This window comes from Psychrobacillus sp. NPDC096623 (assembly GCF_044762655.1).
Classification (GTDB): Bacteria; Bacillota; Bacilli; order Bacillales_A; family Planococcaceae; genus Psychrobacillus.
On sequence record NZ_JBIWER010000006.1, the window covers coordinates 186,603 to 212,655 of the forward strand.

Annotated in this window: 29 protein-coding genes and 1 pseudogene; 9 read left to right on the plus strand and 21 right to left on the minus strand. The window is 37.1% G+C overall.

Translation table 11 applies throughout. The features are described 5' to 3' along the window. Nucleotides 1-128: 128 nt before the first annotated feature. The 6 genes from ACIQX2_RS16050 to ACIQX2_RS16075 form a co-directional block, all read right to left on the minus strand. On the minus strand, nt 129-914 hold the full coding sequence (locus tag ACIQX2_RS16050) for a transporter substrate-binding domain-containing protein (protein WP_402852615.1): 786 nt from the start codon (nt 912-914) through the stop codon (nt 129-131). 59 nt (nt 915-973) lie between these two features. Then, entirely contained in the window at nt 974-1,237 is a 264-nt protein-coding gene (locus ACIQX2_RS16055; protein ID WP_402852618.1) for a glutaredoxin family protein, read from the minus strand. A gap of 16 nt (nt 1,238-1,253) precedes the next feature. Continuing rightward, entirely contained in the window at nt 1,254-2,261 is a 1,008-nt protein-coding gene (locus ACIQX2_RS16060) for an LLM class flavin-dependent oxidoreductase (protein WP_402852620.1), read from the minus strand. 25 nt (nt 2,262-2,286) lie between these two features. After that, on the minus strand, nt 2,287-3,039 hold the full coding sequence (locus ACIQX2_RS16065) for an amino acid ABC transporter ATP-binding protein (protein WP_402852623.1): 753 nt from the start codon (nt 3,037-3,039) through the stop codon (nt 2,287-2,289). A gap of 31 nt (nt 3,040-3,070) precedes the next feature. Next, on the minus strand, nt 3,071-4,366 hold the full coding sequence (locus tag ACIQX2_RS16070; RefSeq protein WP_402852770.1) for an LLM class flavin-dependent oxidoreductase: 1,296 nt from the start codon (nt 4,364-4,366) through the stop codon (nt 3,071-3,073). 161 nt (nt 4,367-4,527) lie between these two features. Then, nucleotides 4,528-5,436, minus strand: a complete 909-nt coding sequence (locus ACIQX2_RS16075) for a LysR family transcriptional regulator (RefSeq protein ID WP_402852626.1) — start codon at nt 5,434-5,436, stop codon at nt 4,528-4,530. A gap of 538 nt (nt 5,437-5,974) precedes the next feature. Here ACIQX2_RS16075 and ACIQX2_RS16080 point away from each other — a divergent pair. From ACIQX2_RS16080 to ACIQX2_RS16090, 3 genes are read left to right on the plus strand one after another with little or no spacing between them, the layout of a single operon-like run. Next, nucleotides 5,975-7,111, plus strand: a complete 1,137-nt coding sequence (locus ACIQX2_RS16080) for a betaine/proline/choline family ABC transporter ATP-binding protein (RefSeq protein WP_402852629.1) — start codon at nt 5,975-5,977, stop codon at nt 7,109-7,111. Continuing rightward, nucleotides 7,104-7,757, plus strand: coding sequence for an ABC transporter permease (locus ACIQX2_RS16085; RefSeq protein WP_402852632.1), 654 nt, complete (start codon nt 7,104-7,106; stop codon nt 7,755-7,757). The genes ACIQX2_RS16080 and ACIQX2_RS16085 overlap by 8 nt, the downstream gene beginning before the upstream one ends. A gap of 11 nt (nt 7,758-7,768) precedes the next feature. Beyond that, nucleotides 7,769-8,662, plus strand: coding sequence for a glycine betaine ABC transporter substrate-binding protein (locus tag ACIQX2_RS16090; protein WP_402852635.1), 894 nt, complete (start codon nt 7,769-7,771; stop codon nt 8,660-8,662). Nucleotides 8,663-8,700: 38 nt separating this feature from the next. Here ACIQX2_RS16090 and ACIQX2_RS16095 read toward each other — a convergent pair whose 3' ends face one another. From ACIQX2_RS16095 to ACIQX2_RS16135, 9 genes and pseudogenes are all read right to left on the minus strand, one after another. Then, nucleotides 8,701-9,315, minus strand: a complete 615-nt coding sequence (locus tag ACIQX2_RS16095) for an NUDIX hydrolase (RefSeq protein ID WP_402852638.1) — start codon at nt 9,313-9,315, stop codon at nt 8,701-8,703. A gap of 211 nt (nt 9,316-9,526) precedes the next feature. Further along, nucleotides 9,527-10,594 carry a dual-specificity RNA methyltransferase RlmN gene (gene rlmN / locus ACIQX2_RS16100; protein ID WP_402852641.1) on the minus strand — a complete coding sequence of 356 codons (1,068 nt, stop codon included), beginning with the start codon at nt 10,592-10,594 and terminating at the stop codon, nt 9,527-9,529. A gap of 125 nt (nt 10,595-10,719) precedes the next feature. Further along, complete coding sequence (gene trhA, locus ACIQX2_RS16105; RefSeq protein WP_402852644.1) at nt 10,720-11,358, minus strand: PAQR family membrane homeostasis protein TrhA; 639 nt, start codon at nt 11,356-11,358, stop codon at nt 10,720-10,722. A 340-nt stretch (nt 11,359-11,698) separates the two neighbouring features. Next, nucleotides 11,699-11,899, minus strand: coding sequence for a cold-shock protein (locus tag ACIQX2_RS16110; RefSeq protein ID WP_090568691.1), 201 nt, complete (start codon nt 11,897-11,899; stop codon nt 11,699-11,701). Between the two features lie 167 nt (nt 11,900-12,066). Then, the gene (locus tag ACIQX2_RS16115) at nt 12,067-12,582 is read right to left on the minus strand and encodes a hypothetical protein (RefSeq protein WP_402852649.1); all 516 of its coding nucleotides are present in this window, start codon (nt 12,580-12,582) and stop codon (nt 12,067-12,069) included. 279 nt (nt 12,583-12,861) lie between these two features. After that, nucleotides 12,862-13,812, minus strand: coding sequence for a hypothetical protein (locus ACIQX2_RS16120; RefSeq protein ID WP_402852652.1), 951 nt, complete (start codon nt 13,810-13,812; stop codon nt 12,862-12,864). A 235-nt stretch (nt 13,813-14,047) separates the two neighbouring features. Continuing rightward, nucleotides 14,048-14,656: a pyroglutamyl-peptidase I gene (locus ACIQX2_RS16125; RefSeq protein ID WP_402852655.1), complete on the minus strand. Its 609-nt coding sequence runs from the start codon at nt 14,654-14,656 to the stop codon at nt 14,048-14,050. 30 nt (nt 14,657-14,686) lie between these two features. Next, nucleotides 14,687-14,898: pseudogene (locus ACIQX2_RS16130) on the minus strand (pentapeptide repeat-containing protein); the annotation flags it as partial. A gap of 250 nt (nt 14,899-15,148) precedes the next feature. Beyond that, complete coding sequence (locus ACIQX2_RS16135; RefSeq protein ID WP_090568674.1) at nt 15,149-15,349, minus strand: cold-shock protein; 201 nt, start codon at nt 15,347-15,349, stop codon at nt 15,149-15,151. 331 nt (nt 15,350-15,680) lie between these two features. Here ACIQX2_RS16135 and ACIQX2_RS16140 point away from each other — a divergent pair, with 331 nt between their 5' ends. Further along, nucleotides 15,681-16,463 carry a PAS domain S-box protein gene (locus tag ACIQX2_RS16140; protein ID WP_402852659.1) on the plus strand — a complete coding sequence of 261 codons (783 nt, stop codon included), beginning with the start codon at nt 15,681-15,683 and terminating at the stop codon, nt 16,461-16,463. Nucleotides 16,464-16,511: 48 nt separating this feature from the next. On the opposite strand, the gene ACIQX2_RS16145 is transcribed toward ACIQX2_RS16140, so the two are convergent. The 6 genes from ACIQX2_RS16145 to ACIQX2_RS16170 form a co-directional block, all read right to left on the minus strand. Then, complete coding sequence (locus ACIQX2_RS16145; RefSeq protein ID WP_402852662.1) at nt 16,512-18,038, minus strand: tripartite tricarboxylate transporter permease; 1,527 nt, start codon at nt 18,036-18,038, stop codon at nt 16,512-16,514. Between the two features lie 15 nt (nt 18,039-18,053). Beyond that, nucleotides 18,054-18,503, minus strand: a complete 450-nt coding sequence (locus ACIQX2_RS16150) for a tripartite tricarboxylate transporter TctB family protein (protein WP_402852665.1) — start codon at nt 18,501-18,503, stop codon at nt 18,054-18,056. Between the two features lie 50 nt (nt 18,504-18,553). Further along, the gene (locus ACIQX2_RS16155) at nt 18,554-19,588 is read right to left on the minus strand and encodes a Bug family tripartite tricarboxylate transporter substrate binding protein (RefSeq protein ID WP_402852668.1); all 1,035 of its coding nucleotides are present in this window, start codon (nt 19,586-19,588) and stop codon (nt 18,554-18,556) included. A 134-nt stretch (nt 19,589-19,722) separates the two neighbouring features. Continuing rightward, nucleotides 19,723-20,415 (minus strand): response regulator, encoded by a 693-nt coding sequence (locus ACIQX2_RS16160; protein ID WP_402852671.1) that lies wholly within the window; start codon nt 20,413-20,415, stop codon nt 19,723-19,725. Then, on the minus strand, nt 20,399-22,009 hold the full coding sequence (locus ACIQX2_RS16165; protein WP_402852674.1) for an ATP-binding protein: 1,611 nt from the start codon (nt 22,007-22,009) through the stop codon (nt 20,399-20,401). Before ACIQX2_RS16165 ends, ACIQX2_RS16160 begins: the two co-directional genes overlap by 17 nt. Before the next feature lie 17 nt (nt 22,010-22,026). Beyond that, nucleotides 22,027-22,956, minus strand: a complete 930-nt coding sequence (locus ACIQX2_RS16170; protein ID WP_402852677.1) for an AEC family transporter — start codon at nt 22,954-22,956, stop codon at nt 22,027-22,029. A 205-nt stretch (nt 22,957-23,161) separates the two neighbouring features. Between ACIQX2_RS16170 and ACIQX2_RS16175 the strand changes: the two genes are divergently transcribed. From ACIQX2_RS16175 to ACIQX2_RS16195, 5 genes are read left to right on the plus strand one after another with little or no spacing between them, the layout of a single operon-like run. Beyond that, on the plus strand, nt 23,162-23,872 hold the full coding sequence (locus ACIQX2_RS16175) for an ABC transporter ATP-binding protein (RefSeq protein ID WP_402852679.1): 711 nt from the start codon (nt 23,162-23,164) through the stop codon (nt 23,870-23,872). Nucleotides 23,873-23,883: 11 nt separating this feature from the next. Next, nucleotides 23,884-24,630 carry an ABC transporter permease gene (locus ACIQX2_RS16180; protein WP_402852681.1) on the plus strand — a complete coding sequence of 249 codons (747 nt, stop codon included), beginning with the start codon at nt 23,884-23,886 and terminating at the stop codon, nt 24,628-24,630. 50 nt (nt 24,631-24,680) lie between these two features. Beyond that, nucleotides 24,681-25,139 carry a LytTR family DNA-binding domain-containing protein gene (locus tag ACIQX2_RS16185; protein ID WP_402852683.1) on the plus strand — a complete coding sequence of 153 codons (459 nt, stop codon included), beginning with the start codon at nt 24,681-24,683 and terminating at the stop codon, nt 25,137-25,139. Beyond that, nucleotides 25,136-25,546 carry a DUF3021 domain-containing protein gene (locus tag ACIQX2_RS16190; protein WP_402852685.1) on the plus strand — a complete coding sequence of 137 codons (411 nt, stop codon included), beginning with the start codon at nt 25,136-25,138 and terminating at the stop codon, nt 25,544-25,546. The genes ACIQX2_RS16185 and ACIQX2_RS16190 overlap by 4 nt, the downstream gene beginning before the upstream one ends. Nucleotides 25,547-25,605: 59 nt before the next feature. Beyond that, nucleotides 25,606-26,046, plus strand: a complete 441-nt coding sequence (locus tag ACIQX2_RS16195; RefSeq protein ID WP_402852688.1) for a small multi-drug export protein — start codon at nt 25,606-25,608, stop codon at nt 26,044-26,046. Nucleotides 26,047-26,053 lie beyond the last annotated feature (7 nt).

The window sequence follows — 26,053 nt, forward strand, 5'->3', positions numbered from 1 at the left end:
CTGTACCCTCCTTTTTTATTAAGTCTATTTCTATTTCTACAACAGGTACATGATCGAACTCCATATTGTTAAATTCGAAAATTAAATAAGGGTCAAAAACCTTCTTCATAGCTTATTACCGTCCTACTTTAGAACCCTACTGTGTAGTCTGCTCCAAGCCATTCTTCACTTAGTTCACTTACTACTCCTTCTTCTTTCAGTTCTTTCAATGCTTCATCGATTCGATCAGAAAGAGCTGTATTATCCTTTTGTAGTAAGAAAAATACATTCGAGTTTAACAGTGACTCCCCAACAACCTTTTGCTGTGCATCTGCATATTTGTTATTGAAATCTGCTGCAAATGGTGTGGAAATGGTTGCATCTACTCGACCAGTACGAAGCTGGTTATTAATATCCGTTGTGCTATACACAATTTCCGCGCCTAAATTATGCTCTTTGTTATACTTTTCTATAAAAATCGCTGCGTTGCTTGTTGCAGTGGTTGCTATTTTTTTCCCTGCTAAATCACCAATTGATTGAATATCAGTATTATTTTCGTTCACGACAATTTGTAACGGGAAAACATTATACGGCTCTTTGTTAAACAAAAACTTCTCCTGACGTTCTTCATTTACTTCCATTTGATGAGCAACCACATCGATTTTATTGGTTTCTAAGCTCAGTAGGAGGTTCGTAAAGTCCATCGTTTTAAATTCAAATTCATAATCCTCTAGCTTTTCATCGATAGCACGCACTAATTCCACATCGTAGCCGGTTAGTTTGCCATTTTCATCTATGAAGCAAACATTTGGGAATTGTGTTCCTGTTCCTACAATTATCTTTTGCACTCCTGATTTAGACTCTGCTATGTTAGAAGAGCAAGCTCCTAAAAATGCTACCACCAACACCAACGTAACTAATACTATTTTTTTCAAGTTATATCCTCCTTTTTTATTAAACCTATAGATTTAGTTGGTATTTAGAATAAAAAATTTTACGCATGCACACTAGCTAAGGCTGCGATTAAGTGTTCGATTCCTACCTCTGTCACACCTTCGTATACATTGTTTTGACCGATTTCTACCACTGGGACATGACGCACTCCGTATTTAGTATGTAAAATATCTCGATAATCATCATGATTCGTTACATCTACTGTTTTATATTCCATATTTTGTTCAGCTAAATATTCCTTCACTTCGTTGCAATAACTACATCCTTGCTTTGACCAGACAACTACTGATATATCTTGTGCCATTTTTATACCTCCAGAGTTATGAATGAATTGCTAATTGGTTTATATACTTTGGGCTTAATAATTTAAACGAGCGTAAACGTTCTTCGGGATTAGGTATTGGAGTATGCAGGATAAACTCATCTGCTCCATATAATTTATGTAACTCATCTAAGCTAGCCTTTACTTGTTCAGGAGTTCCATAAATAATATCTGCATCAAATTCTTTTACTTCATATCCTTCACCGGATTCTATGCCGAATTTTTCTGCCTGTTCCACAGTTTGAAGTGTTAATGTCCGTCCACTTGCTAAAATAACTTTTACAATTTTTTGTTTTCCTGCAAGCACCTTTGCTTCTTCTTCGGTTGGTGCTGCAATGACTGCTACCGAAACGATAAATGCACCTTGCGGATAGTTGTCGCGATATGTTTTGGCTGCGTCCCTTAAAACCTCCTGATCACTATTAAAGAATTTTGCAAACGCAAAGGAAATTTTTAAGTCTGCCGCTAGCTTTGCACTATTGACACTCGCTCCTAGCAAATACGTTTCTGGTTTTGTAGGTGGAGTCGGAGTAGCTTTAATACCTGCGAATTCATGGATTTCTGGGACTGCGTTATGGATTAGGTGCTGGAGAAATGTTAAACGCTCCTCAAAATCCTCACCTGTGTTTACCGTACCGTATTGTAATGCTTTTGTTGAAAGTGGTAACCCCCCAGGAGCCTTTCCAATGCCTAAATCTACCCTTCCAGGCTCTAATGTAGACAGAACATGAAAATTTTCCGCTACTTTATAAGGACTATAATGCTGGAGCATGACGCCACCAGAGCCGATTCGAATGCTGGATGTTTTTGCCAGCAGATAGGAGACCAACACTTCAGGAGAGGAACCAGCTACTAAATCTGAATTATGATGCTCCGAAACCCAAAATCGTTCATATCCCCACTCTTCTGCTTTTTTTACTAAGTCCACAGTCTTTTGTAATGTATCAAAGTTAGATACCCCTTCAATTACTGGGCTTTGATCTAAAATGCCAAGTTTATAACTCATATACTTCCCTCCTAGTTAGCTCTCTTTAGATGGAATACTCTAATTCCGGTGTCATTCTTTTCAAAAATTGTTTCGTACGTTCCTCCTTAGGAGCTGTGAATATATCTCGTGGATGTCCTTCCTCCACTACGACTCCGCCATCCATAAAGATTACTCTTTTAGATACCTCCCGAGCAAAATTCATCTCATGCGTCACGATAATCATCGTTATCCCTTCGTGCGAGATTTTACGAATCACATCTAATACTTCTCCGACAAGCTCGGGATCAAGAGCAGATGTTGGTTCATCGAAAAGTATAACCTGCGGGTTTAACGCTAGCGCACGAGCAATCCCTACCCGTTGCTGCTGTCCTCCTGATAACTGCAGAGGGTAGCTATCCGTTTTTTGCTCTAAGCCAACCTTTTTTAGCATTTCTAATGCAATTTCACGAGCTTCTTTGACACTTTTCTTTTGTACGACGACTAAGCCCTCCATCACATTTTGTATAACTGTTTTATGCTGAAAAAGATTATAGCCTTGAAAAACCATTGCTGATTTTTTTCTTATATTGTAAATATCCTTCTTATGCACTTTTTGGGAGTCTATTGTGACATTATCTATTGTTATAGTGCCTTCATCTGGACGCTCTAAATAGTTTAAGCAGCGTAGCAAGGTAGTCTTTCCTGATCCACTTGGTCCTAAAATAGAAATAATATCTCCTTTATTGACCTGTATATCAATCCCTTTGAGTACTTCATTTTTTCCAAACTTCTTGTGAAGGTTTGAGATCTCAATCATCTTATCCCTCTTTTCTAATTTCGGAATTTTACTAAACTAGTTCTTTCACATAACGACTTTCTAAAAACGGAAGTCCTAAATTCCCTCTTAATGTATCTGCTTTATATTCTTCACGATATAGACCACGTTGCTGTAAGATTGGTACAACCTTTTCCACAAAGACATCTAGTGTATTAGGCACTTGTGTCGTAATGATAAATCCATCTGCGCCACGTTGCTCAAACCACGTTTGTATGACATCTGCAATTTTTTCAGGTGTGCCGATAAAAGCTGAAGGAGGAGTCGCTTCTCTTAGAGCAACCTGACGAAGCGTTAAATTTTGCTCCTTTGCTTGCTGTTTAATACGGTCTGTATGGCTCTGAAAGCTGTTTTTCCCTAACTCACCTAAGTCTGGAAATGCTTCATCCAGTGGGTATTGGGAGAAATCATGATGTTCAAAATAACGTCCTAAGTAGGCTAAAGCTTTATCGATCGATACTAAATTAGCAATTTCTTCATAGTTTCTCTCAGCCTCTTCCTCTGTATCGCCGATAATTGGAGAAATACCAGGGAAAATATTTAGTTGATCGGGATTACGTCCAAATTCAGCCGCCTGTTTTTTCACATCTGCATAAAATTTCTTTGCCGATTCGAGTGAAGATGGCGCTGAAAAAATAGCATCTGCTCCTTTTGCGGCAAAACTTTTACCTGCTCCAGAGGATCCCGCTTGGAAAACGACGGGCTGACCTTGTTTAGACCGTCCAATATTTAGAGGTCCCTGTACAGAAAAGTATTCACCCTTATGATTTAGTTGATGTAGCTTTGATGGATCAAAGAAAATATCATTTTCTTTATCACCTACAAACGCATCATCGTCCCATGAATCCCAAAGCCCTTTTGTTACTTCTAAATATTCCTCTGCAATTTTGTATCTTGTAGCATGATCTGGATGCTGTTCGATTGTTTTATTGTAATTTAAGGCTGAGCTCTCTAAAGGGCTTGTTACTAAGTTCCATCCTGCACGCCCTCCACTAATATGGTCGAGTGATGCAAATTGACGAGCGATCGTAAATGGATCACTGTAAGAAGTAGATACTGTACCGACAAGTCCAATACGAGAAGTTACAGCTGCAAGAGCAGATAAAATTGTCAACGGTTCAAAACGATTTAAAAAATGAGGAATCGATTTTTCATTTATATATAATCCATCTGCGATAAAAACTAGGTCAAACTTACCCTCTTCTGCTTTTTGTGCTTGTTGCTTATAAAAGTCCAATGATACGCTAGCATTTGTTTGCACCTCTGGATGTCTCCAACCAGAAATATTACCTCCAACCCCATGAATCATTGCACCAAACTTAATCTGTCTTTTGTACGTCAAGTGAATACCTCCCATTTCAATCAGATTATAATACCTAGTTAACTAATATGAATAATCAGACATTTGTAATGTGTATTATCCTATCATCTTCTGCTCAACTAAAGCAATACTTTTTCTGATAGAAAAATTTATTCATTTGATAAAGAAACTCTATCATTCGTTTGAAATGCTGTTAAAGCAGCTTGTACATCCTCCCAAATGGGTGAAGTTACAATGCCTTCATTCGTGTACGCAAGTAGGACATGCTGTTTTATTTGTATTAAATGCGAGACATCCACCTCAAGTAGCTCTCCATTTTCTAACTCTTTTTTTATACATAAGTATGGTAAAAAACCGATTGCACATTGGCTCTTAATAATAGATTTAGCAACCTCCAAATGATCTACTTGAAACTCAATCTTAGGCTCTACTTTTTCCACCTCAAATAATTTATGTACGCGATTCCAGTCAAACGCTCCGCATTCGAAAAACACGAGTGGCTCTTCTGCCAGCCTACTAACTGTTATATCCTGCTGCTGTAAAAGTGGGTGACCGGGGTATACAACAAGCTTTACGGAATTGTCTAGCGCTTCACATGTTTGCAGATCATCATGTGCTAAGTTACGTATAAAACCTATATCAACCTGCTTATGCAGTAGTTTTTCGAGCAGCATATCATTCGTTCCCGACATAAACTTAAAACGTACATCGGGATTTCTTTTCTTCCATTCAGGCAAAACAAATGGGATAAAATACTGCGATGTTATCACATTAGCACCTATGACAATTTCCTCCTGTTCATTTCGCTCCTTCATTTGTTTCTTTCCTTCTTTATATGTCTGTATAATTTGCTCTGCAAATGGGATGAATGCTCTACCTTGCTCGGTGAGTATTAGTCCTCTGCCTTCTCTCGTAAATAATTCGGTACTCAGTTCTCTCTCTAACGTTTTAATCCTGGCAGTAACAGTTGGTTGGGATAAAAAAAGTGCATTGGCCGCTTTATGAATACTTTTTAAATGGACAACATACATAAAAGCTTCTAGATGATCAATATTCATTTCCTTACCTCATTTCACTCATTAAATGTTTTCTTAAAATTTAAATATCTTACTCTTTATACTAATTCAACTAATCCAACTGGTAAAGTATGAATTGTAAATACAAAACATTAAAAGATTCATTAATTAAACTAACTAGTATTTTTTGCCTCACAATTTTAGGAATATTAACTATCGTATCTTTTTGGAAGTCCTTTTGCTTTACTAGGTAAGTAGTGTTATCATTAATTAAAGAAATATTTATATAATTGATTTTATTCTAAAAAACCAGGCGATTTTCTCCCATCTTTTTCTATTCACACTCTACGGGAATCCATTCTCTGCTGATAACAATTCAGCACCTATTGCTATTTACTTCTCTCGTCAATGGTAGTTACCATTTTGATAAAATCTCACTTTGAAACATATGCTGTATGTCTTGGCAATGACATAGAGACGTCTTACTTTCCCTCAATTGGAATTGTAGGTTGTCCTTTTTTTATGTTCTCAAAACTGTAAATATTTTCTTTTTAAACAACTATTAACCAAGGAGGCATATATGATTAAATTCGAACATGTAAGCAAAGTATACAGTGACGGCTTTAAAGCAGTGGATTCTGTTAATTTTGAAGTTCCAGAAGGTGAATTTTTAGTTCTTATTGGACCGAGTGGTTCTGGAAAATCAACCACCATGAAGATGATTAATCGCATGATTCCCCATACAAACGGGACTATATCTATCGATGGAAATGATATTACGAAGTTAAACCCTTCAGAGCTACGTCGTAATATCGGGTATGTTATTCAACAAATCGGACTCTTCCCCCATTACACTATAGAAAAAAATATCGCTATAGTTCCCGAACTAAAAGGCTGGGACAAAGAAAAAATTAAAGCTCGAGTAAAAGAGTTACTTTTACTGGTTGATCTTGATCCTGAAATTTACGGAGGTCGTTATCCTAAAGAACTCTCAGGTGGACAGCAACAGCGTGTAGGAGTGGCAAGAGCTCTGGCATCCAACCCTCGTGTCCTGCTAATGGATGAACCCTTCGGCGCCTTAGATCCAATAACTCGTGATCAACTACAAGACCAAATAATTTCTTTGCAAAGAAAGCTAAAGAAAACAATTGTTTTTGTAACACATGATATGGATGAAGCATTAAAGCTTGGTGATCGCATTGCAATTATGAAAGACGGAAATTTACTACAAATAGATACCCCGGAGAAGTTATTACTAGAACCCGCTTCCACTTTTGTAGAGGAGTTTATCGGTAAGGACAGAATTATACAAAACCCGGAACTTATGCCTGTTGTTAGTGTAATGACAACAAAAGTAGTTACCGCTTTGCTGAAGCTGTCACCTGAAAAAGCATTATTAATGATGCGTCAACAAAAAATTACTTCGTTAATAATTGAAGATGAAAATGATGATACATTTATTGGACTAATTTCTGCTTATGAATTAATAAAAAAAGTTAACTCGATTCAGTCAATTGAGGAAATCTTGAAAGTCCCTGAGCACACCCTGACAGATACAGCCACAGCTAAAGATGCAATTATGATGATGCCAAATGTAAAATACGGGGTTATACCTGTTTTAAACGAAGCAAAAAAAGTAGTTGGAATAGTGACTCGTGGTACGTTACTCACTGCTTTGTCCAGTCAGTGGACAGAATTGGAGGGTATAAATGAATAATTTAAATATATGGGAACAATTTACGCAGCAAGCGGAAATGCGCTGGTCAGAAGTAATAGAGGCAACTTCCGTTCATATTCAATTAGTTTTCTTTTCTATGGTAATTGCTATTGTACTTGGAATTGGTTTAGGAATTTTAATAACCCGAGTTCCACAGCTATCGACAGTAGTACTCGGTGGGGCCGGTATTATGCAAACCATTCCGAGTTTAGCACTATTAGGTTTTATGATTCCTATTTTCGGTATTGGTGTAAACACAGCAATTGCCGCTCTATTTTTATATTCCCTACTTCCAATAATAAGAAATACATATACAGGTATTAAAGATGTAAACAAAGCTACAGTAGAAGCTGCGAAAGGGATGGGGATGACTAGTCTTCAAGTACTATTGAAAGTTGAACTTCCTCTTGCGATTCCAATGATTATGGCCGGGGTTCGTACTGCAGCTGTTATTAATGTCGGAACTGCTACTCTTGCAGCGTTTATCGGTGCTGGGGGACTTGGAGATTTCATTTTCCTGGGAATTACTCGTGGCATTGATGGGTTAATCTTACTTGGTGCTATACCAGCAGCGCTATTAGCGATAATTTTAGAGATATTCTTTACTTATCTAGAACGTTGGACGACACCGGAAGGGTTAAAATAAGGTGAATTCATATGACGAAAAAAACGTTTACAAAATGCTTAACACTACTTCTGTTAGTTACTACACTTTCAGGCTGTATATTCATAGAAAAGGATGCCTTAATCGTAGGGTCTCGAAATAATACGGAAAGTATTATTTTATCAAATATTATGGGACAACAAATTGAGGAAAAAACAGGTATTGATGTAATCTATAAAGAAAATCTTGGTGGATCTAACGTTGTTTGGACTGCTATGCTGAATGATAAAATTGACGTTATTGCAGATTATACAGGCACGATCGTTATTAACTATTATCAAGAAACTGCCGGTACTGCAGATGAAACGCTAGCGAAAACAAAAGAGTTAGTTTCAGCGGATGGTATTACCGCTTTAGAATCGTTTGGATTCAACAATACGTATACATTAGCGCTTGATGAAGATGAAGCTGAGTCGTTGGGAGTAAAAACATTTAGTGACTTCGCTAAAGTTTCGGATGATTTTATCCTAGGGGCAGTATTTGAATTTATCGATCGTCCCGATGGATTGCCAGGGTTTCAAGAAGAATATGATCTCCAATTTAAGGATGTAAAAGGAATGGACCATGGAATTATGTATCGCTCCATTAATTCTAAAGAGGTAGATGTGATTAACTCTTATACAACCGATGGTCAATTACAAATGTATAATTTACGTGTGTTAGAAGATGATAAAAGCTATTTCCCACCTTATCACGCTCTTCCCCTTGTTCGTACAGAAATACTAGAACAATACCCAGAAGTTGGAGAAGTGCTTTTAGAATTAGCTGGTAAAATTGATGAAACAGCAATGCAGGAAATGAATGCAAAAGTGGATAATGAAGGACAGATGGTTGAACTTGTTGCTAAAGAATTCCTTCAGGAAGCTGGATTCATTAGTAAAGAATAATTATATGGAAAAACCGATTTCCTATTGGAAATCGGTTTTTATTTTAACGTTTCTACAAAGTGCTTCAACACCCTTGCTGTCAGACCCCAAATCGTATATTTCTCATAGTCGTAAAACCATTCTTCTATCTCTCGTGGTCTCCATTGGTATTTGTCTCCGTTGAAAATTTTATCGTACGGAAAGTCCATAGGTGGCATTGGTTGGACAGAGACTGTGTGCATATAAGGCTCGTGGTTTAAAAGCCAGCTAACCGGGATAGTGAATATCGCTTCAACCTCTTCTTTGTTAAAGGATTCGATTTGGTGATGATCGAGCGTCGCAACAAACGGATAGACAACAAAGGATGGAGAAGCAATATATGCACTCATCTGTCCTAGAACTCGGATGCATTTTGGATCGATGCCCAGCTCTTCATGGGTTTCTCGTATTGCAGCCTCCATTGGAGATGCATCTGTAGGATCGATTCTACCACCAGGGAAACTGATGTCTCCTGGTTGCTTTCTCATCGTTAATGAACGCACCTCAAATAGCACATGCCATTCGTCATCCACTTGCACAAGCGGTATTAAAACAGCAAAACGTAGTGCTGTATCTTCTCCTATAAAAAGCGGTTGCTTATCATGTAGCTCCTTCTTCAGCTTATCCAAAAACACGGAATCCCCCCCCCCAACACTAAGTATTATACTGTTATCGTATCATTAAAATTGCTGTCCATAAAATAAATGGCATCTTTCGCCAAACAAAGATATAATTTTCCCTATTTCAGCCAAATGAAATAGTAAAAACACTCAGCTAGAAAATCTAATCTGAGTGCTTATATGGTTTCCATGCAGTTCTGAGTTTTACTAGGAGTTTGTGCGATAATTAACGCACTTTTTCCTTTTTAAGCTGCTTACTTCTCAACTGACCACAAGCTGCATCAATGTCTGTTCCATGTTCTTGACGAATTTTACAATTGACGCCTCTCTTTTTCAGCGTATCGTAGAACGATAGTACGGATTCCTGTTCACTTCTTTGGTACTGGCTATGTTCATCGACAGGATTATACGGTATTAAGTTGACGTAAAGCTGATCTTTTATGTCATGAAGTAAATCGGCAAGCTCCTCCGCTACCTCTTTAGTATCATTTACATCTTTCAGTAGAATGTATTCAATCGTAATTCTTCGGTTGTTTTTTGCTAAATAATATTTAAGGGATTCCATGAGCTTTTCTATTGGCATGGCACGATTTATCTTCATAATTCTAGTGCGTAGCTCATTGTTCGGCGCATGTAAGGATATCGCTAAATTTACTGGGATCTTCGTATCGGTGAATTCATAAATTTTATTGACAATGCCACTCGTTGAAACGGTTATTTTTCTAGCAGCTATTGCCAGCCCCTTATGATCGATTACCACGTTTAGGAAGTCTAACAGATTTGCAAAATTATCAAATGGCTCTCCAATTCCCATTACCACAATATGACTCACAACATCATTTTGCTCAAGTTGATCTAGATGCAATTGGATATTCATAATCTGTTCCACGATTTCTCCACTTGATAAATCTCGACTCTTCGCGAGTAAACCACTCGCACAGAAACTACAGCCAATATTACATCCTACCTGTGTTGTTACACAAACAGAAATACCGTATTTATGTCTCATCATAACAGTTTCGATCAAATTTCCATCCTGTAATTTAAACAAGAACTTCATCGTCCCATCGGAAGCTTCCTGTTTTACGTGCTCAGTTAACGTTTGGATTGTATAGTGTTCCTGCAATAGTTGAATACACTCTTCATGCACATCGGTCATGTCCGCAAAATTTGTGACACGTTTTCTATATAGCCAATCCCAAACTTGCAATGCTCTAGACTTTTTGTGACCATTCGTTTCAAGCCACTCTATTAGTTGTTGTAATGTTAATCCATATATAGAATTTTTGTTCATAACTATCCTCTTCTCTTCATACTAACTTAAAGATTACCCCTGTTTATGTGTGTAGGCATTTAGATTTTATTATAACATTTCATGGAACAACTCTCTATAAACCCATTCTTTTAACGCTTACTAAGTTATGGTAGCAACGTCATAACAGCAAAGAAATGCAGGATAGATGCTGCGAGCACAAACACGTGCCACACTGCGTGATGATACGTAAACCCTCGCCATACATAGAAAACAGCTCCCACTGTATACAAGACGCCCCCAATAGCTAACAGGATAATTCCTTGGGAGGATACATTCTCCAGAAGCGGTTTCCATCCAAATACCATTAACCAACCCATGACAACATATAACAATGTGGAAGTATGTAAAAATCGTTTCACAAAAAATGCTTTAAAAACGGTACCTCCAATAGCTAGACCCCACACAACACCGAACAAGGTCCATCCTAATGCTCCTTTAATAGCAATGAACAAGAAAGGTGTATACGTTCCAGCGATAAAAAAGTAGATTGCTGAGTGATCCATAATCTCAAAGAAATCTTTTACGCGTCCTGCAGGAAATGCGTGGACCAGTGTGGATGACAAATATAAAAGGACCATCGACGCCCCAAACAAAGTAAAACTTACGACATGCCAAGCTGTTCCATGCATTACCGAGGATACAATTAATATCACAAGAGCGGCTATGCTAAAAAGAGCTCCTATCCCATGAATAGTTGCATTAGCTATCTCTTCACGTTTTGAAAATATATGTGTATTGCTCATGTTTTTGCTCATCCCATTCCGATATTCTCTACGTATAATATTATCACTTTCGTTGAATAAAAGCTGTTTCATGTATACACAAGTGTAATCATGCCCAAAATCTAGCGAATCGTCCAACATTCACTGGAAACTTGTTTCGATTCAAGGTGTGTGGTTATAATTTGGGTTCACTATATTAGTTTAGTTGGAATAATTGGAGGGTTAGTTGGAATTTTCAACATGCAAGTTGGAATAGTAAATTTCTTCCACAGTATTTGTAGATAGGCATTATTCTACACAAAAAAAAGACATCCTCATAAAGGATGTCTTTTTCGCTAACTATTGGATTAATTCCGAGGAATTAAAGTTTTACAATGTTAACTGCTTGTGGTCCACGTTGACCATCTTCCACGTCAAATTCAACTTTTTGACCTTCGTCAAGAGATTTGAATCCGTCGCCTTGGATTGCTGAGAAATGAGCGAATACGTCGTTTCCGCCTTCAACCTCGATAAATCCAAAACCTTTTTCTGCGTTAAACCATTTTACTGTACCTTGTGTCATGTAAAAAACCTCCATTTTGGTGAATAAAAAAATCCACATATTACAAAAAGCTACCGAATACTCACGATTACCTTTTGTAATATGTGAATTCATTGTTTCTATCTAAGCAATTTAATTATTACCCTTACTATATACCATATCCTAACAAAAAGCTAGTAAAGTGATTATTATATTTTTTTAAACATATGGAGCGTTTCTAAAACATGTTCAAGAAACATCGCAATATCCCTTATTTGATCTTCATTTATCTTCTGTTTGAACTTCACTTCTATTGCATTAGTATAGCTAGATAGCTCTGTTCCGAAAACAAAACTAAGTGTTTGAGTTAACTCTATTTCGTCTTCCCAAACATCTTTTATCGCTTGTTCAATTTCCTCACATTGTAAATCAGGATTTTGTATATTTTTGAAGAATTTCAATGCTAGTGTGCAACCTATATTTTTATTAGCTATTTCTAGTATTTCTCCTGCCAGGTCTTCTAAAGATGCATCTAAAATAATTTCGGCGGTTATATCCGAATGATCGACTAGCGCAAATTCAATCTTAAAGGTTCTAGCAATAACAGAAAGGTCCATTTGATCGACTCGATTTTTGATGTCTATCTTTCCTTCTATGTTATCTAAGTCATATATATGATTTTCAAATGCAACTTTTAAATTTTCAAATATTGTTGGATCATACATCGGGTTTCCTCCTGAGACAGAATTTACTTTATACTAGCCGCTGTCGCATTAAATTATACTATTACGAAGGGATTCATTTGTCTAAAAGACAATTTTATTGTCAAATTATTTCCCAAGAAATAATGACAGATAGCGTCAATTTCCATCATATAATATATGGATGTCCGTTTACTGTTATAAAGGCGGCTAGTACATGTATATTACTCATAATCTGTCTAGCTTAAGTGCCTAACAATAGTATAGGCTTACGTAAGGCTTGCATTTTCATGTCACTCATATTTAATGTTCAATAATCTGAACAATTTCTATTTCTACATTATGTAGATTATCTTGATCTAGTTTTAATTGATTCTGTAATTGATCAGAGATGTTAGCTAAATCCCGTAGTGTATGGTTCAAGCGGTCTATCGAATTATTAATTTTGGAGTGGGTGGACCATGCAGAAAAGATATCATCGAATACATAATCTGCAAATGTAACAAAGCTATCTCTTCCCACAGATAAGTTGTCGGCCTTTATTTGCTGGATATCTAACAGTTCTGTATGAAATCTTTGTAGAGAACGCTGCGCAGTATGAATAGCATCTTCCGATTCGTCGAGCTTACTATGTTTTAAAGAAGTGGCGATTAGTCCGCCACCTAAAAAAGTATCCCATGTAGAGTAATCCTTTGCACCTTCAAGTGACTTTAGTGCTCTTTTTAAAGCGATTTTTGCTTCATTACCAGCAGTGATAGCTTCTTTTATTTCACGGATACTCGTTCCTAGAAACGCCTTTTGCTCGTATAACTTTTCGAGTCGAGGTGCCTGTTCCTGATTATTTCCGAAAATCCATTGCTCTTTTTCTTTTATCAGCTTCTCCCATTCTATATCAATAGATTCCCAACTCGCTTGATATAGTTCTCGTTCATTGAAGTCTATATCCTGTGCTAAATCTGTTACTGTTTTTTCAATTTCTCTATACTTCGCTTCTACAGCCGCTAACTCTGCTAGCTCCTTCTCTCGAATTTCATCCTGCTTCCCTGTCCAAGTTCGAACCATTTTCAAGATTGAAAACCCGTCTAGGTCATCTACATCCTTTTGCTCTTCTTTTAGTCGCGTCCAATACTCTTGTTTCTTTTGTAATGCTGTTTCTAATTGCTCCTCCAATTTTTGCTGTTTTCTTTTTACCTTATCCCTTTTGTTAATTTCCATCTTTAAAATCGATTGATGTTGTTGTAACTTTTCCCACATATTAATCCCCTCCTTCCTTTTGTACGGATTAGTAGGATTTATGTTTCAATTGCAGAAAATAAAGGCTGGGACAAAACCCAAAAACAAAATTGATTGTAGTGAAAATGACGCTTTCCTGGGGCACGGCCTGTTCCTGTAATCTCAGGCGTTGTGCTATTCCCCAGGAGTCTCCCTTCCACTCCAATCAATTACGACTTAATTAGTAAAATTTTTACTTCTCCAGCCTCATCTAAATTTATTTCTTTCCCAGTGCCTCTATACAAATCTCTATCGCTCGCTTTAAATCTGCATGAGACCAGCTAGGGATTTTCCCATGTTGTATAGCTAACTCATGGGAGGCAGGTATATGGATGAATCCGGAAGGCATGTCTAGATTATTCAATTTGGCATAATGTAATACTTCGTACATGACGTTATTGCATAGATATGTACCCGCGGTATTCGAAATAGTAGCAGGAAGACCTTCTTTAATAAGTTCATCTACCATCGAGCGGATAGGTAGTGTAGAAAAGTAGCTAGGTTCACCATTTTGCTCGATTGTTTCATCCAACGGTGTATGCCCTTGATTGTCCGCAGCACCATCTTTAACATTGATCGCAATTCGTTCTGGAGTTATTTTATATCGTCCCCCAGCTAATCCTAAGGAAATTACGGCATTTGGCTTAGTCTCCTCTAGATAATGAATCAGCTCGGATCCTGACTTAGCAAAGTCAACCGAGAGAACACGACTCGTCACATCATATCCCCCTATTGTGGTTCCATCTAATTCTTCTACAATTTTCATAGTTGGATTCACTGTGAATGATAAAAATGGTTCAAATCCAGTTAATAGTAGTTTTTTCATCCTAATCCTTCCTTTCCCTCTGATGAAGACTTATATCCAGTGCATTGGTCGTGTAAGTGTCATTGCAATTTAGTTTGGTTATCCCCTTTAGCTGAGTTAATCTGAACTTGTGTAAGGAATATTGCTTCGGTCATGTTTGCTCCTCTTAAATCGACATCTCGAAAGTCGGCTCCAATTAAATCGGCATACCTCATATCAGCATTTCGAAGATCTGCAGCTATTAGATATGCACCTCTTAAATCTACTGATGCAGCAAATTGGAGCCCTAAGCAACATAATGCAAAGCAGTTTTCGCAGTCAGCATGTAGATTATGCTTAGTATTTATAGTGGACACTTGCTACACTCCCTTTGTATTAAAAATAGAGATATTAATAGTTTACCAAAAAAAACACATTTTGAATTTTCCGATAAAAAAAGAACATAAAAAAAGAGACACTCTCGAAAGAGTATCTCTTTTTAACAGTATGATCTTTACTTAAAATTCCTAAGAATTAAAGTTTTACGATGTTTACTGCTTGTGGTCCACGTTGACCATCTTCTACGTCAAATTCAACTTTTTGACCTTCGTCAAGAGATTTGAATCCTTCGCCTTGGATTGCTGAGAAATGAGCGAATACGTCGTTTCCGCCTTCAACCTCGATAAATCCAAAACCTTTTTCTGCGTTAAACCATTTTACTGTACCTTGTGTCATGTAAAAAACCTCCATTATGGTGAATAAAAAAATTCACATATTACAAAAAGTTACCGAAGACTCACGATTACTTTTTGTAATATGTGAATTCATTGTTTCTATCTAAGCAATTTAATTATTATCCTAACTATATAACACATTTGGGGATTTGTCCAATGAAATGATTAAATGAAGAAATAGTTTCCTTCCTATTCCATTAACTTGTTGTAATACATATTATTATTTCGATATGAATGGTATGATGAGTAGAATTTCGAATTTAAAACTGTTACATTAAATCTCTCTTATTTCATAAAACATGGGATAAACGAATAGTAAGGAGTTCTTTTAAATGAACGAAAACATATCGCAAATTGATTATCGTGAGATAATGGAATACTCACTTGATCCGTTAATTATTCATACCAATCTTCGCATAATTGATGTAAATCATACCGCAGAAGATTTTTTTAGAGCAACTAAAGATAAAATAATTGGGGCAAGTCCTTTAGATATTTTCCAGGAATCCTCCAAAGCAGCTATTGAAAAAAGAATAGAATCTGCTTATGTACAGCCTGCTAGGGTTATAGAAGAAACTATTTACCGAATGGATGGGACTACCGTAGAAGTTGAACTATATTGTCATCCAGTCCAAATAGGAGAGACAAAAGCAATACAAACGTATGTTAGAGATATCACCATGCGAAAAGAAACAGAATTGAAACAACGTGAAATTAGGAAAGAAATCAATGAACTGTCAGCTACATTGGTCCCTGTCTTAAATGGAATCGCTATATTGCCCTTAGTTGGTTCCATCGATGAGGATCGAGCAAAACAACTACTAGATGAGGTTCCATTTAGGGTACAAAAACAAGACATTAATTGCTTAATCATGGATTTTACTGGCATCTATACATTCAACAGCGTTGTGACAGATTATCTATTTAAGATTAATGCCGTCCTGTCCTTGCTTGGTGTACGTTCGATTATTACAGGGTTAAGACCAGAATTGGCTCTAACAGCTATACAGTTAGATAATAAGCTAGATTCCATCCCTACCTTGTCTACAGTTAAGCAAGCTCTAAATTCATTAGGCATCAATCAAGACCCAACTATCCCCGTGAATAAAAAATAATAACTAATAAAAATGCAGACTTCCTGATTAGGAAGTCTGCATTTTTTATTAATCTTCCTCATTGATAATAATTTTACGTCCTTTAAGCTTCAACAATAGTGGGACTATCAACCAAGCTGCTGCAGCAACGATAAATATTAATGAAAATGGCTTTGTTACAAATATACTAAAGTCTCCGTTTGAAATCGTTAACGCCCGACGCATATTATTTTCAATCATTGGTCCTAATACAAGAGCGAGCACTAAAGGTGCCACTGGGAAGTCATTTTTTGAGAGTAAATAACCTAACACCCCACAACCTAGCAATAAATAAAGGTCAAACGTAGTATACTGTACCGCATATACTCCAAAAAAAGAAATGGCAATTATCATTGGCAATAGGTACTTTTTAGGTGTTTGAATAATTTTTGCAAAGACCCGAACTAACGGCATATTTAACACAAGTAGCATCAAATTCCCAATGAACATACTAGCTATAAGCCCCCAAGCAACTTCAGGGTGTTCATCAAATAGTAATGGGCCTGGTTGGATATTATACATAATAAGTGCACCCATCAATATCGCAGTCGTTCCGGATCCTGGTATCCCTAGAGTAAGTAGCGGAATCATGGCACCACCAGAAGCGGCATTATTCGCGGATTCTGGACCTGCTACTCCTGCAATATTACCTTTTCCAAAACTCTCTGGGTTCTTACTGAACTTTTTCTCTGTTGTATAAGAGAAAAACGATGCTAATGTTGCTCCTGCTCCTGGTAAAACTCCTATAAAGAAACCGAGTAAAGATCCACGTACGATTGGGATTGAGCTATCTTTCATATCCTGCTTCGTAGGTAATATTCGGTTGATCTTTGCTATGCTTCCTGTTTCTTCGTCTTTTTCTAAAACTGTTTTAACAACTTCCCCAAGCGCAAATAATCCAACCGCGATTGTTAAAAACTCCAAGCCGGAAAATAAAATTGGCTGATCATATGTAAATCGAGCAATTCCTGAAACTGCATCTATTCCGATTGTCCCGAGCATTAGTCCGAATACCGTCATTATTATTGCCTTTGTCATCGATTTTCCTGCTAGACCACTAACAGCAGCTAGCCCTAATAACATTAGAGAAAAGTACTCTGCTGGTCCAAACTTTATCGCAACATTGGACAGTGGCTCTGCTAGAAGTACTAACCCGATAAGGGAAATAATACCCGCCACAAATGAACCGATAGCTGAAATTGCAAGTGCTGCTCCCGCTCTTCCTTGCTGTGCCATCTGATATCCGTCTAAAGTAGTCACGACCGAAGATGATTCTCCTGGTGTGTTCAGTAAAATAGAAGTAGTAGATCCACCGTACATGGCTCCGTAATATACCCCTGCTAGTAATATAATTGAGCTAGCGGCAGCTGCTCCCGTTGGCATTCCCGAAGTCATCGTTGCTGTCACAGGAATCAGGAGAGCAACACCACTCATTGGCCCAATCCCCGGTAAGACACCAACTGCCGTACCAATAATAACTCCAATTAATGCGAACAGAAGATTGTGCCACTGAAACGCAATCGCAAAGCCATCTGCTAAAAAATGTAATGTATCCATTGCTAAACCCCTTCCCTAAAACAGTGGAAACCCTGGCAATGATCCACCCAGAAGCTCCGAAAACATATAATAAACACCGACAGAAAAGACAGTAGAAATAATGATGGAATATATTATTTTACCGCGTTCTAGTGTTTGGAACGCAATTAATAAGAATAGGAACGTAGAAACGATATAACCTATTTTCTCTAACAAAAATGCATATAAAATAGCACTCCCAAAAATAATAAAAAACTTCTTATACTGTAATTTTTCCTTTACCGTATCTTCTGTTTTAATCTTAAAAGTTTCATATAATAAACGAATACTTAGTGCAGTCAAAATAATTCCAAGACCCATTGGGAAAATCTTCGGGCCAACTGATGAACCATATGCACTATCTGAAATTTTTTGGCTTTCCACGAAAAAAAGTATACCGATTAGTAAAAACGCAATTCCAGCAACTGTATCAAATTTCTTATTCAAGATTATTCCTCCTAACAGAAAAGGCGACCGTGATAGCCGCCTACAAAGTATTATTTCTGCATTCCAAGCGCTGTTAATAATTCGACTATTACTTTATCCTGCTCTTCTAAATAAGTAGTAAATTCTTCTCCATTACGGTATTCGCTTGCCCAACCGTTTTTCTCAAGCTCTGCTTTCCATTCGTCCGTTTCAACCATTTTAGCGATTTTATCATTCCAATATTCTTTCGCATCATCGGACATTTCTTTCGGTCCGAAAATACCTCGCCATATTGTAAACTCTGCATCGATGCCTGATTCTTTAAACGTAGGAACGTCAGAAAGCTCTCCTTCTAAACGATCAGATGAACTAACTGCTAATACACGTACATCTCCTGATTTTACATATGTTGCAATGGTAGAAGCATCTGTTGCAATCACATCTGCATTATTACCTAAAAGTGCAGCAATTGCTTCACCGCCGCCATCATAGGAAACGTATTTCACAGATTTTGGATCTATTCCAGCTTCATGTGCTGGTAAAACTCCTACTAAGTGATCCATTGAACCTGGAGCTGATCCACCTGCTAATGTAATGGAAGTTGGATCCTTCTTTATAGCATTAAGTACATCTTCTAACGTTTTGAATTCTGAATCATTTTTAACTACAATTGCACCGTAGTCACGAGTAAGCTGTGCAAGCGGTGTTGTATCCTTATAGCCATAAGGACTGTTTCCTTCAGCCTTATTGTTGTTTATTAGAATAGGTGGAGATTTCACCATTAGTACATAGTCGTTCTTTACTTCTTTCGTAGCAAATTCAGCCATATATACCGCTCCACCGCCACCTGCTTTGTTTTCCACGGAAATAGCTTTGTCTACTAGCTTTGTATCATTCATAACTTTGGCAACTGCGCGAGCCGTTAAATCCCATCCTCCACCAGCACCAGACGGAGCAACAATTGTAATATTATTTTTTGGATAATCTGATCCTCCAGACGATGACGAAGCATCTTTACTATCCCCATCATCAGATGAACAAGCAGCTAACCCTAATGCCAAAGTTGCCGCAAAAGCAACCGACGTGATTTTCTTCCACATCTTCATATTATCCCCCTTATACCAAATGTTTTGATAGCGTTTTCATACGCCTGTATATAACTTATCAAAACATTCTCCATATTCAATGCTTTTGGTAATAAGTTAGATAATAATTATAAAGTGCATTTTGTTCATAAAGTTCACAACGATTTGATGAAATATCTCCTTTCAGGTCTGCCGACGCTACCGTATATTAATTCTGCATATACAAGCTTTTCAGATACTAGATATTCTAAGTAGCGTCTCGCAGTTGAACGACTTATCCCCACTGCTCCTCCAAGAGATTCAGCAGTGATTCCATTCTCTAGTTTTTTTATATAGTCTACTACCTTCTCTTTCGTTATTGGATCTATTCCTTTAGGAGGTGTTATGTCTGAAAATACCGGGGAAGTCAATGTTTTATTCCATAGAGACTTTATCAAATTTTCTTCGACACTTCCCTCAGCTGCTAATATTTCTCTTTTGGATTTATATCCAAGGAGACTTTCCTTAAATTTTTCAAAAGTTAACGGTTTTAAAATATAGTCTGCAACCCCACTTCGAAATGCTTTTTTTACAATTTCCGACTCTGCAGCTGCTGTTATAAAGATAATATCCGTCTCCGGACTATGGGATTGAATGATTGCTAACAGGTCTGTTCCAAGCCCATCTGGTAAATAAACATCTAGAAGTATTAAATCTGGTTTGTAGGATAGAATCCAGTCCTTGGCCTCTTCCGCTGTATTTGCTGTGCCAATTACTTGAAAACCTTCCAGCTTCTCAATAAACCTTCGATGTATATCCGAAATTCTTTTATCATCCTCTATGACCAATATTTCAATTTGCTTTGTCATACAAATACCCCCCTTTTGGTATCGAAACGATAAATAATGCCCCACCCAAATCACCTGTTTCTAATGCAATAACTCCTCCTAAATCATTTACATTTTCCTGAACCTTCATCAATCCATATCCTCGATCATCCTCGTTTTTAGTCGAAACTTTCTCCAATAACACTTTCTCGTATAAATTATCTGCAATTCCCGAACCTGAGTCTTCCACTTCTATTAGGATTTCTTCGTCTGTTTCCACTATTAAGATGCGAACTATTCGCTGCTCCTCTGGCAAATCTTCGATGGCTTCAAACGCATTCGTTACTAAGTTTCCTATTATCGAAACCAATAAATTTTTTTGAAGGTGTTTTGGTAATTGTTCTAAATTGCTATCTTCATCTAAAATAAATCGTATCTTCAATTCTTTTGCACGATTGAAAAAACCAATTACAATCCCTCCGAGAAAAGGATCCTGCAAGCGTTTCGTCATAAATTGTATAAGTGATTGATGCTCCGCAGTTTCTATATGAATCATATCTAATGCCTCATCGTATGACTGCAATTGGATAAGCCCGGAAATCGTATATAAAGAGTTATTATATTCATGTGTTTGAGCACGCAGCGCCTCTGTATATTGTTTGACTTGTGATAGTTCTTCAGTCAAGCGGTCAAAATCTGATTGTAAGCGAAAACTAGACACTGCTCCGACAATTTTATCTCCTACTCGTATTGGAATACGATTGACGATCGCTTTTTTACCTCGTATCTCCATAGTGCGATCTAACTGACCTTCTCCCGATTCCATTACCTGTGGCAGGCTTGTATTTGGAATAACTTCCCTAATACTCCGACCAATTAACTCTGTACGGGTAGGTAGCGATAATATCTCATATGCTGCATTGTTTACCATTCTAATAATCCCGTTAGCATCTACCGTAATAATTGCTTCCCGGACGGACTCTATCAATGCATTTCGCTCCGTAAAAAGATTCGCTATCTCTGTTGGCTCCAAGTCAAACAATTCTTTTTTAATATTGCGTGCCAATATACTCGATCCAATAATACCAAGCGAAATAGCAATTAATACGATATAAACAATGTTATTTATGTATTGAGCAAAGATAGTAGCTATATTGTCCTTTAAATAACCGACAGAAATTATGCCAATAATTTCTCCATCCTCATCAAAAATAGGTGCTTTTCCTCGTAAGGCTTTCCCTAAAGTACCAGTTGCTTCGGATATATATGATTCACCATGAATAAGTGCTTGTTCGTTATCATCACCTACCATTTTTTGACCTATTCTTTTTTCTATAGGATGTGCATAGCGAATCCCGTGTTCATTTCCGATTACCACGTATTCTGCACCTGTGCTCTTCTGAATGTCAGAGGCAATCGGCTGAAGCACTTCTGATGGATTTTCCGTTCGAAATCCCGCCACAATATCGGGGCGCTCTGCAGTCGTTTTCGCAATACTAAGTGCCCGTTCACCAACCTGCTGCTCCACCGCATGTGAAATGATAATGTAAAAGGAAATCCCGATTACAATTGCTACAAGCGATACAAATATAGCGCCAAATAAAAAAATACGTGATTGTAACGACCTCTTTTTCATCCTTACCACTCTCTTCTCTATCCCCATAAAATAGTTGAAATATAAATTACAATAGTTACCGTTATACAGCTCATAATAGTGGAAAATAATACAATTTGCGCCGCCAAATTTGCCTCCACATCGTACTCTAGCGCTAGTGTAGAGCTATTGCGGGATGTTGGAAACGCACTTGCGATTAACAATGACTGAGCTACTACTCCATCAAACCCCATTAGCAGGATTAATCCAAGGGCTAATGTAGGTCCAACTATTAATCGACCAACTGTGCTAGTGAAAATAACCTTGCTAAATATTGTTTTTAACTCTAGCTGTGCCAGCTGAGCCCCTAATGTAATAAGTGCTATTGATATAAAAGCATTCGCTAAGTATTCAATCGGAATTCTAAATGTAATAGGTAGACCAATATTCCAAAAGTTCATTATTGCACCAATGATTAGGGCATGAACTATCGGCAGTCGTAATAAGCTGCGTAGTATGTCTACCCCAGATTTAGTGGAGGAGATTAAATTATACAAACCATATGTATAGGTAATAATATTTTGGAAAATAACGATGATAATTTGAATCGATGTGCCAAGTGGGTTTGCCACAAACAGCATTTGACTCACCGGAATCCCGTAATTGCCAGAGTTTATCAAAACAATACTATTATTGAAGATTGCCGCTTGGCTTCTATTAAGCTTTAATAATTTACTAAATAACCAACTAATTAGCATAAGGCAAATACTAAAAATAATTAAATAAACGACAATACTAGCTAGGACTTCTGCATTTACTTGCGTCTCATAAATATTAATAAATACAGCTGCCGGCATTAAACAGTATGTGAGTAAATTAGATAACGCTTTTAAATTGAAGCGGAACTTGAGTTGTAGAGCTGCTCCAATCGCAAGCATTATTAAAATCGGGCCAACAACTTGAAAAAACACCATACTTAAATAAACCAACTGACTCACTCCTATCCAAAGTACTTCGAAACATATTATCGCACTCTTTAAAATTTTCCGCCATATTCTTTTTCTACCACCTGCAACTGACCAGTCCTTTTCAGCAAGTTGCTCTCCTATTTATACATCTCACCATAAAATAGCAGACCGTAACAATAGTTGTGACATACACTTGGTGTACAAAGAAGTTACGGGAGGAATCGCCATGAATATAGTGGAAGTGCATAATTTGGAAAAGGCATTTGGCACAAATCAAGTATTAAGAGGGATAAATTTTCAAGCACAAGTTGGAGAAATAATCGGAGTGATTGGAAAGAACGGAGCCGGTAAATCTACATTTTTGGAAATATTAATGACTATTAAAGAATATGATTCAGGTCATGTAGTTTTATTTCAAAAGGATATTCAAAAGAATAATTTAGAGGAAATTCGAAAGCAAATCTCCGTTGTTTTACAGCCAACTCAATTTTATAAAACGCTAAAAGTAGAGGAGCTTTTGAAATTATTCAAGTCCTATTATCAATCCGATGTAGATATTCACCGGATTGTTAAGGATTTCCAATTAGAGCCACATCGCAAGAAATATTTTGACAAGCTATCAGGGGGATGGAAGCAAATTGTGAGTTTGGCGATTGCTTTTTTATCTGATCCAAAGCTGCTGATTTTGGACGAACCAACTACTGGCTTAGATCCACATATGCGGAATATGCTTTGGAACTATATAACTGACTACAACACTCGTACTGGTGGAACAGTCATTTTGACAACTCATAATATGGAGGAAATCGAAATGTATTGTGACAAAGTAATGCTTATTAACAATGGGATCAATGAAGTTTTTGATACGACCGCTGGAATTCTTGCTACTGGATTCCCGTCTGTCCATGAGTTTTATCTTCAGAAAGTAACAATATAGGAGGAAATCATATGCTAGTGACTCAATTGAAATATGACTTACTAATGTTTTCAAGAGAATTATTTTATTTAGTATTCACAATCGTTGTTCCACCAGTTACGTATTTATTCATGGGGCAATTATTTGGAGACCAAACTTATGCTGGTAATTTAAATTACGCTGAAACTTATACTCCATCCTTCATTTTGGTTATAACGTTTACGGTTGTGTTTTTTGCTTTTGGTTTTGATCAAGTAATGCAGCGCACAACAGGGATGGAAAAACGAATCAGCATTTCCCCTGTTTCTAAAAATATGTTACTTCTTTCTAGTATTATTCGCGCCATTATTATGACTAGCTTTGGGTTCGTGCTAATTTCAATAATTGGTTTTCTTATGTATGATTTACAACTTAGAGTTTGGAGTGTCATATTGTCATACGGATTTTTCATCCTTTTAAATGCGATTATGCTCATTCTGGCTTCCGCTATTTATTCTTTCTTTCAACGTATGAACAGTGCATTAGTGTTCTCTATATTTATTTTTCAGGTTGTTATTTTCACAGGTGGCTTAGCTATGCCTATACGACTAATGCCAAAATTTATACAAGTAATTGCAGACTTTAACCCTCTGTTCCATATGAACAATCTCTTCATCGCTGTTTGGAACGGACAATTTTCGTTGGACTCACAGTCACTTCTTTCCGTTGGTTACTTAGTATTACTTGCAATCTTAGCGTTAATTTGTCTCCACTTTCAAAATAAACGAAAAATAGGATAGCTCCTCCATATTGAAACGATTACACTTAAAGTAAAGAGGGGTGTAGTTAGTTGAAGGTTCTATTAGATATTGATCGTAATTATAAAGAAACAAAGATAATTATAGAGACACCCGAGTTAGATAATTCCGTGCAGGAGGTATTAGATTTTATAAAGGGCAGAGAAACAGAATTTTTGGTCGGAAGAGTGGATGAGATGCAACATATACTAAAGCCTCAAGACATCCACTTTTTTCATACCGAAAATGATTCAGTTCTAGCAGTCAATGCAAACGGTTCCTATAAATTGAAGGAAAAACTATACGAGTTGGAAGATATTCTTCCCTCCAATAAATTTATACGACTTTCTAAATCAGTCATTGCCAATTTACATGAATTAAGTAGGTTTGAGGCATCCTTTAACGGAACATTATGTGTGTATTTTAAATCGGGTGTAAAAGAATATGTATCTCGTACTTATGTTAGTTCCATTAAAGAGGCGTTGAAAATGAACAGGAGGAAAAATGGATGAGAACCTTCCTATCTAGAAGTATGATTGGTATTTTCTTCGGAGCATTTATCGCAGTATTACTGACCAATTCAGTTGTCTTATTTAGTGAGAAAGACACGCTTGATGGAGCACTATTCCTGAAAAACTCGTTAGGTTCTATCTTTTGTGGATGGTTCTTCACTGTAAGTCCTTTATACTTTGAGAATAAGAAGCTTCAATTATGGCAGCAAACAATTCTCCATTTCGTGACGGTTGTTGTACTTTACTTTTTACTTGCCTTTGGGATAGGCTGGGTGCCTTTTGACTTTCTTAGTTTTTTAATAGCAATGGGATTATTCTTAGCAGTCTATTTGGTTTTCTGGATTTGCTTCTATATATATTTTAAACAGCAAGTAAAGAAATTGAATGAGGAACTAGAACTGTTATAAAATGAAACTTTTCTTATACATACACCGTAACTAATTGGATGGAAGGAAGTGTATGTAACATGGATTACTTTTTGGTATTTTTGGGAGCCGCAATTCCTTGGATCGAATTGGCTCTAGTCATTCCACTAGGGATTGTTTCGGGTATGAATCCTGTGGCAGTAATCATCGTTGGCTTTGTAGGAAATATGCTGACGGTGCTTGCCCTTATTATCGGGTACGACAAATTTAAAATATGGCTTGCTAAACGTAATGAAGGCAAAGAAAAAAAAGTCTCGAAAAGAAGTGAACGTGCAAAAGTGCTATGGGATAAATACGGTCTACCTGGAATGTTATTACTTGGACCTATACTAATCGGTACACATATTGCTGCATTTATAGGGATGACGCTTGGTGCATCTAAAGTAAAAACTACCATTTGGTCAGCATTCAGTATTGCAGCTTGGGCTATTATATTTGGAGTTGCGACTTCACTCGGCTTTAACTTCTTTGTCCGTGAGTAGCTATATA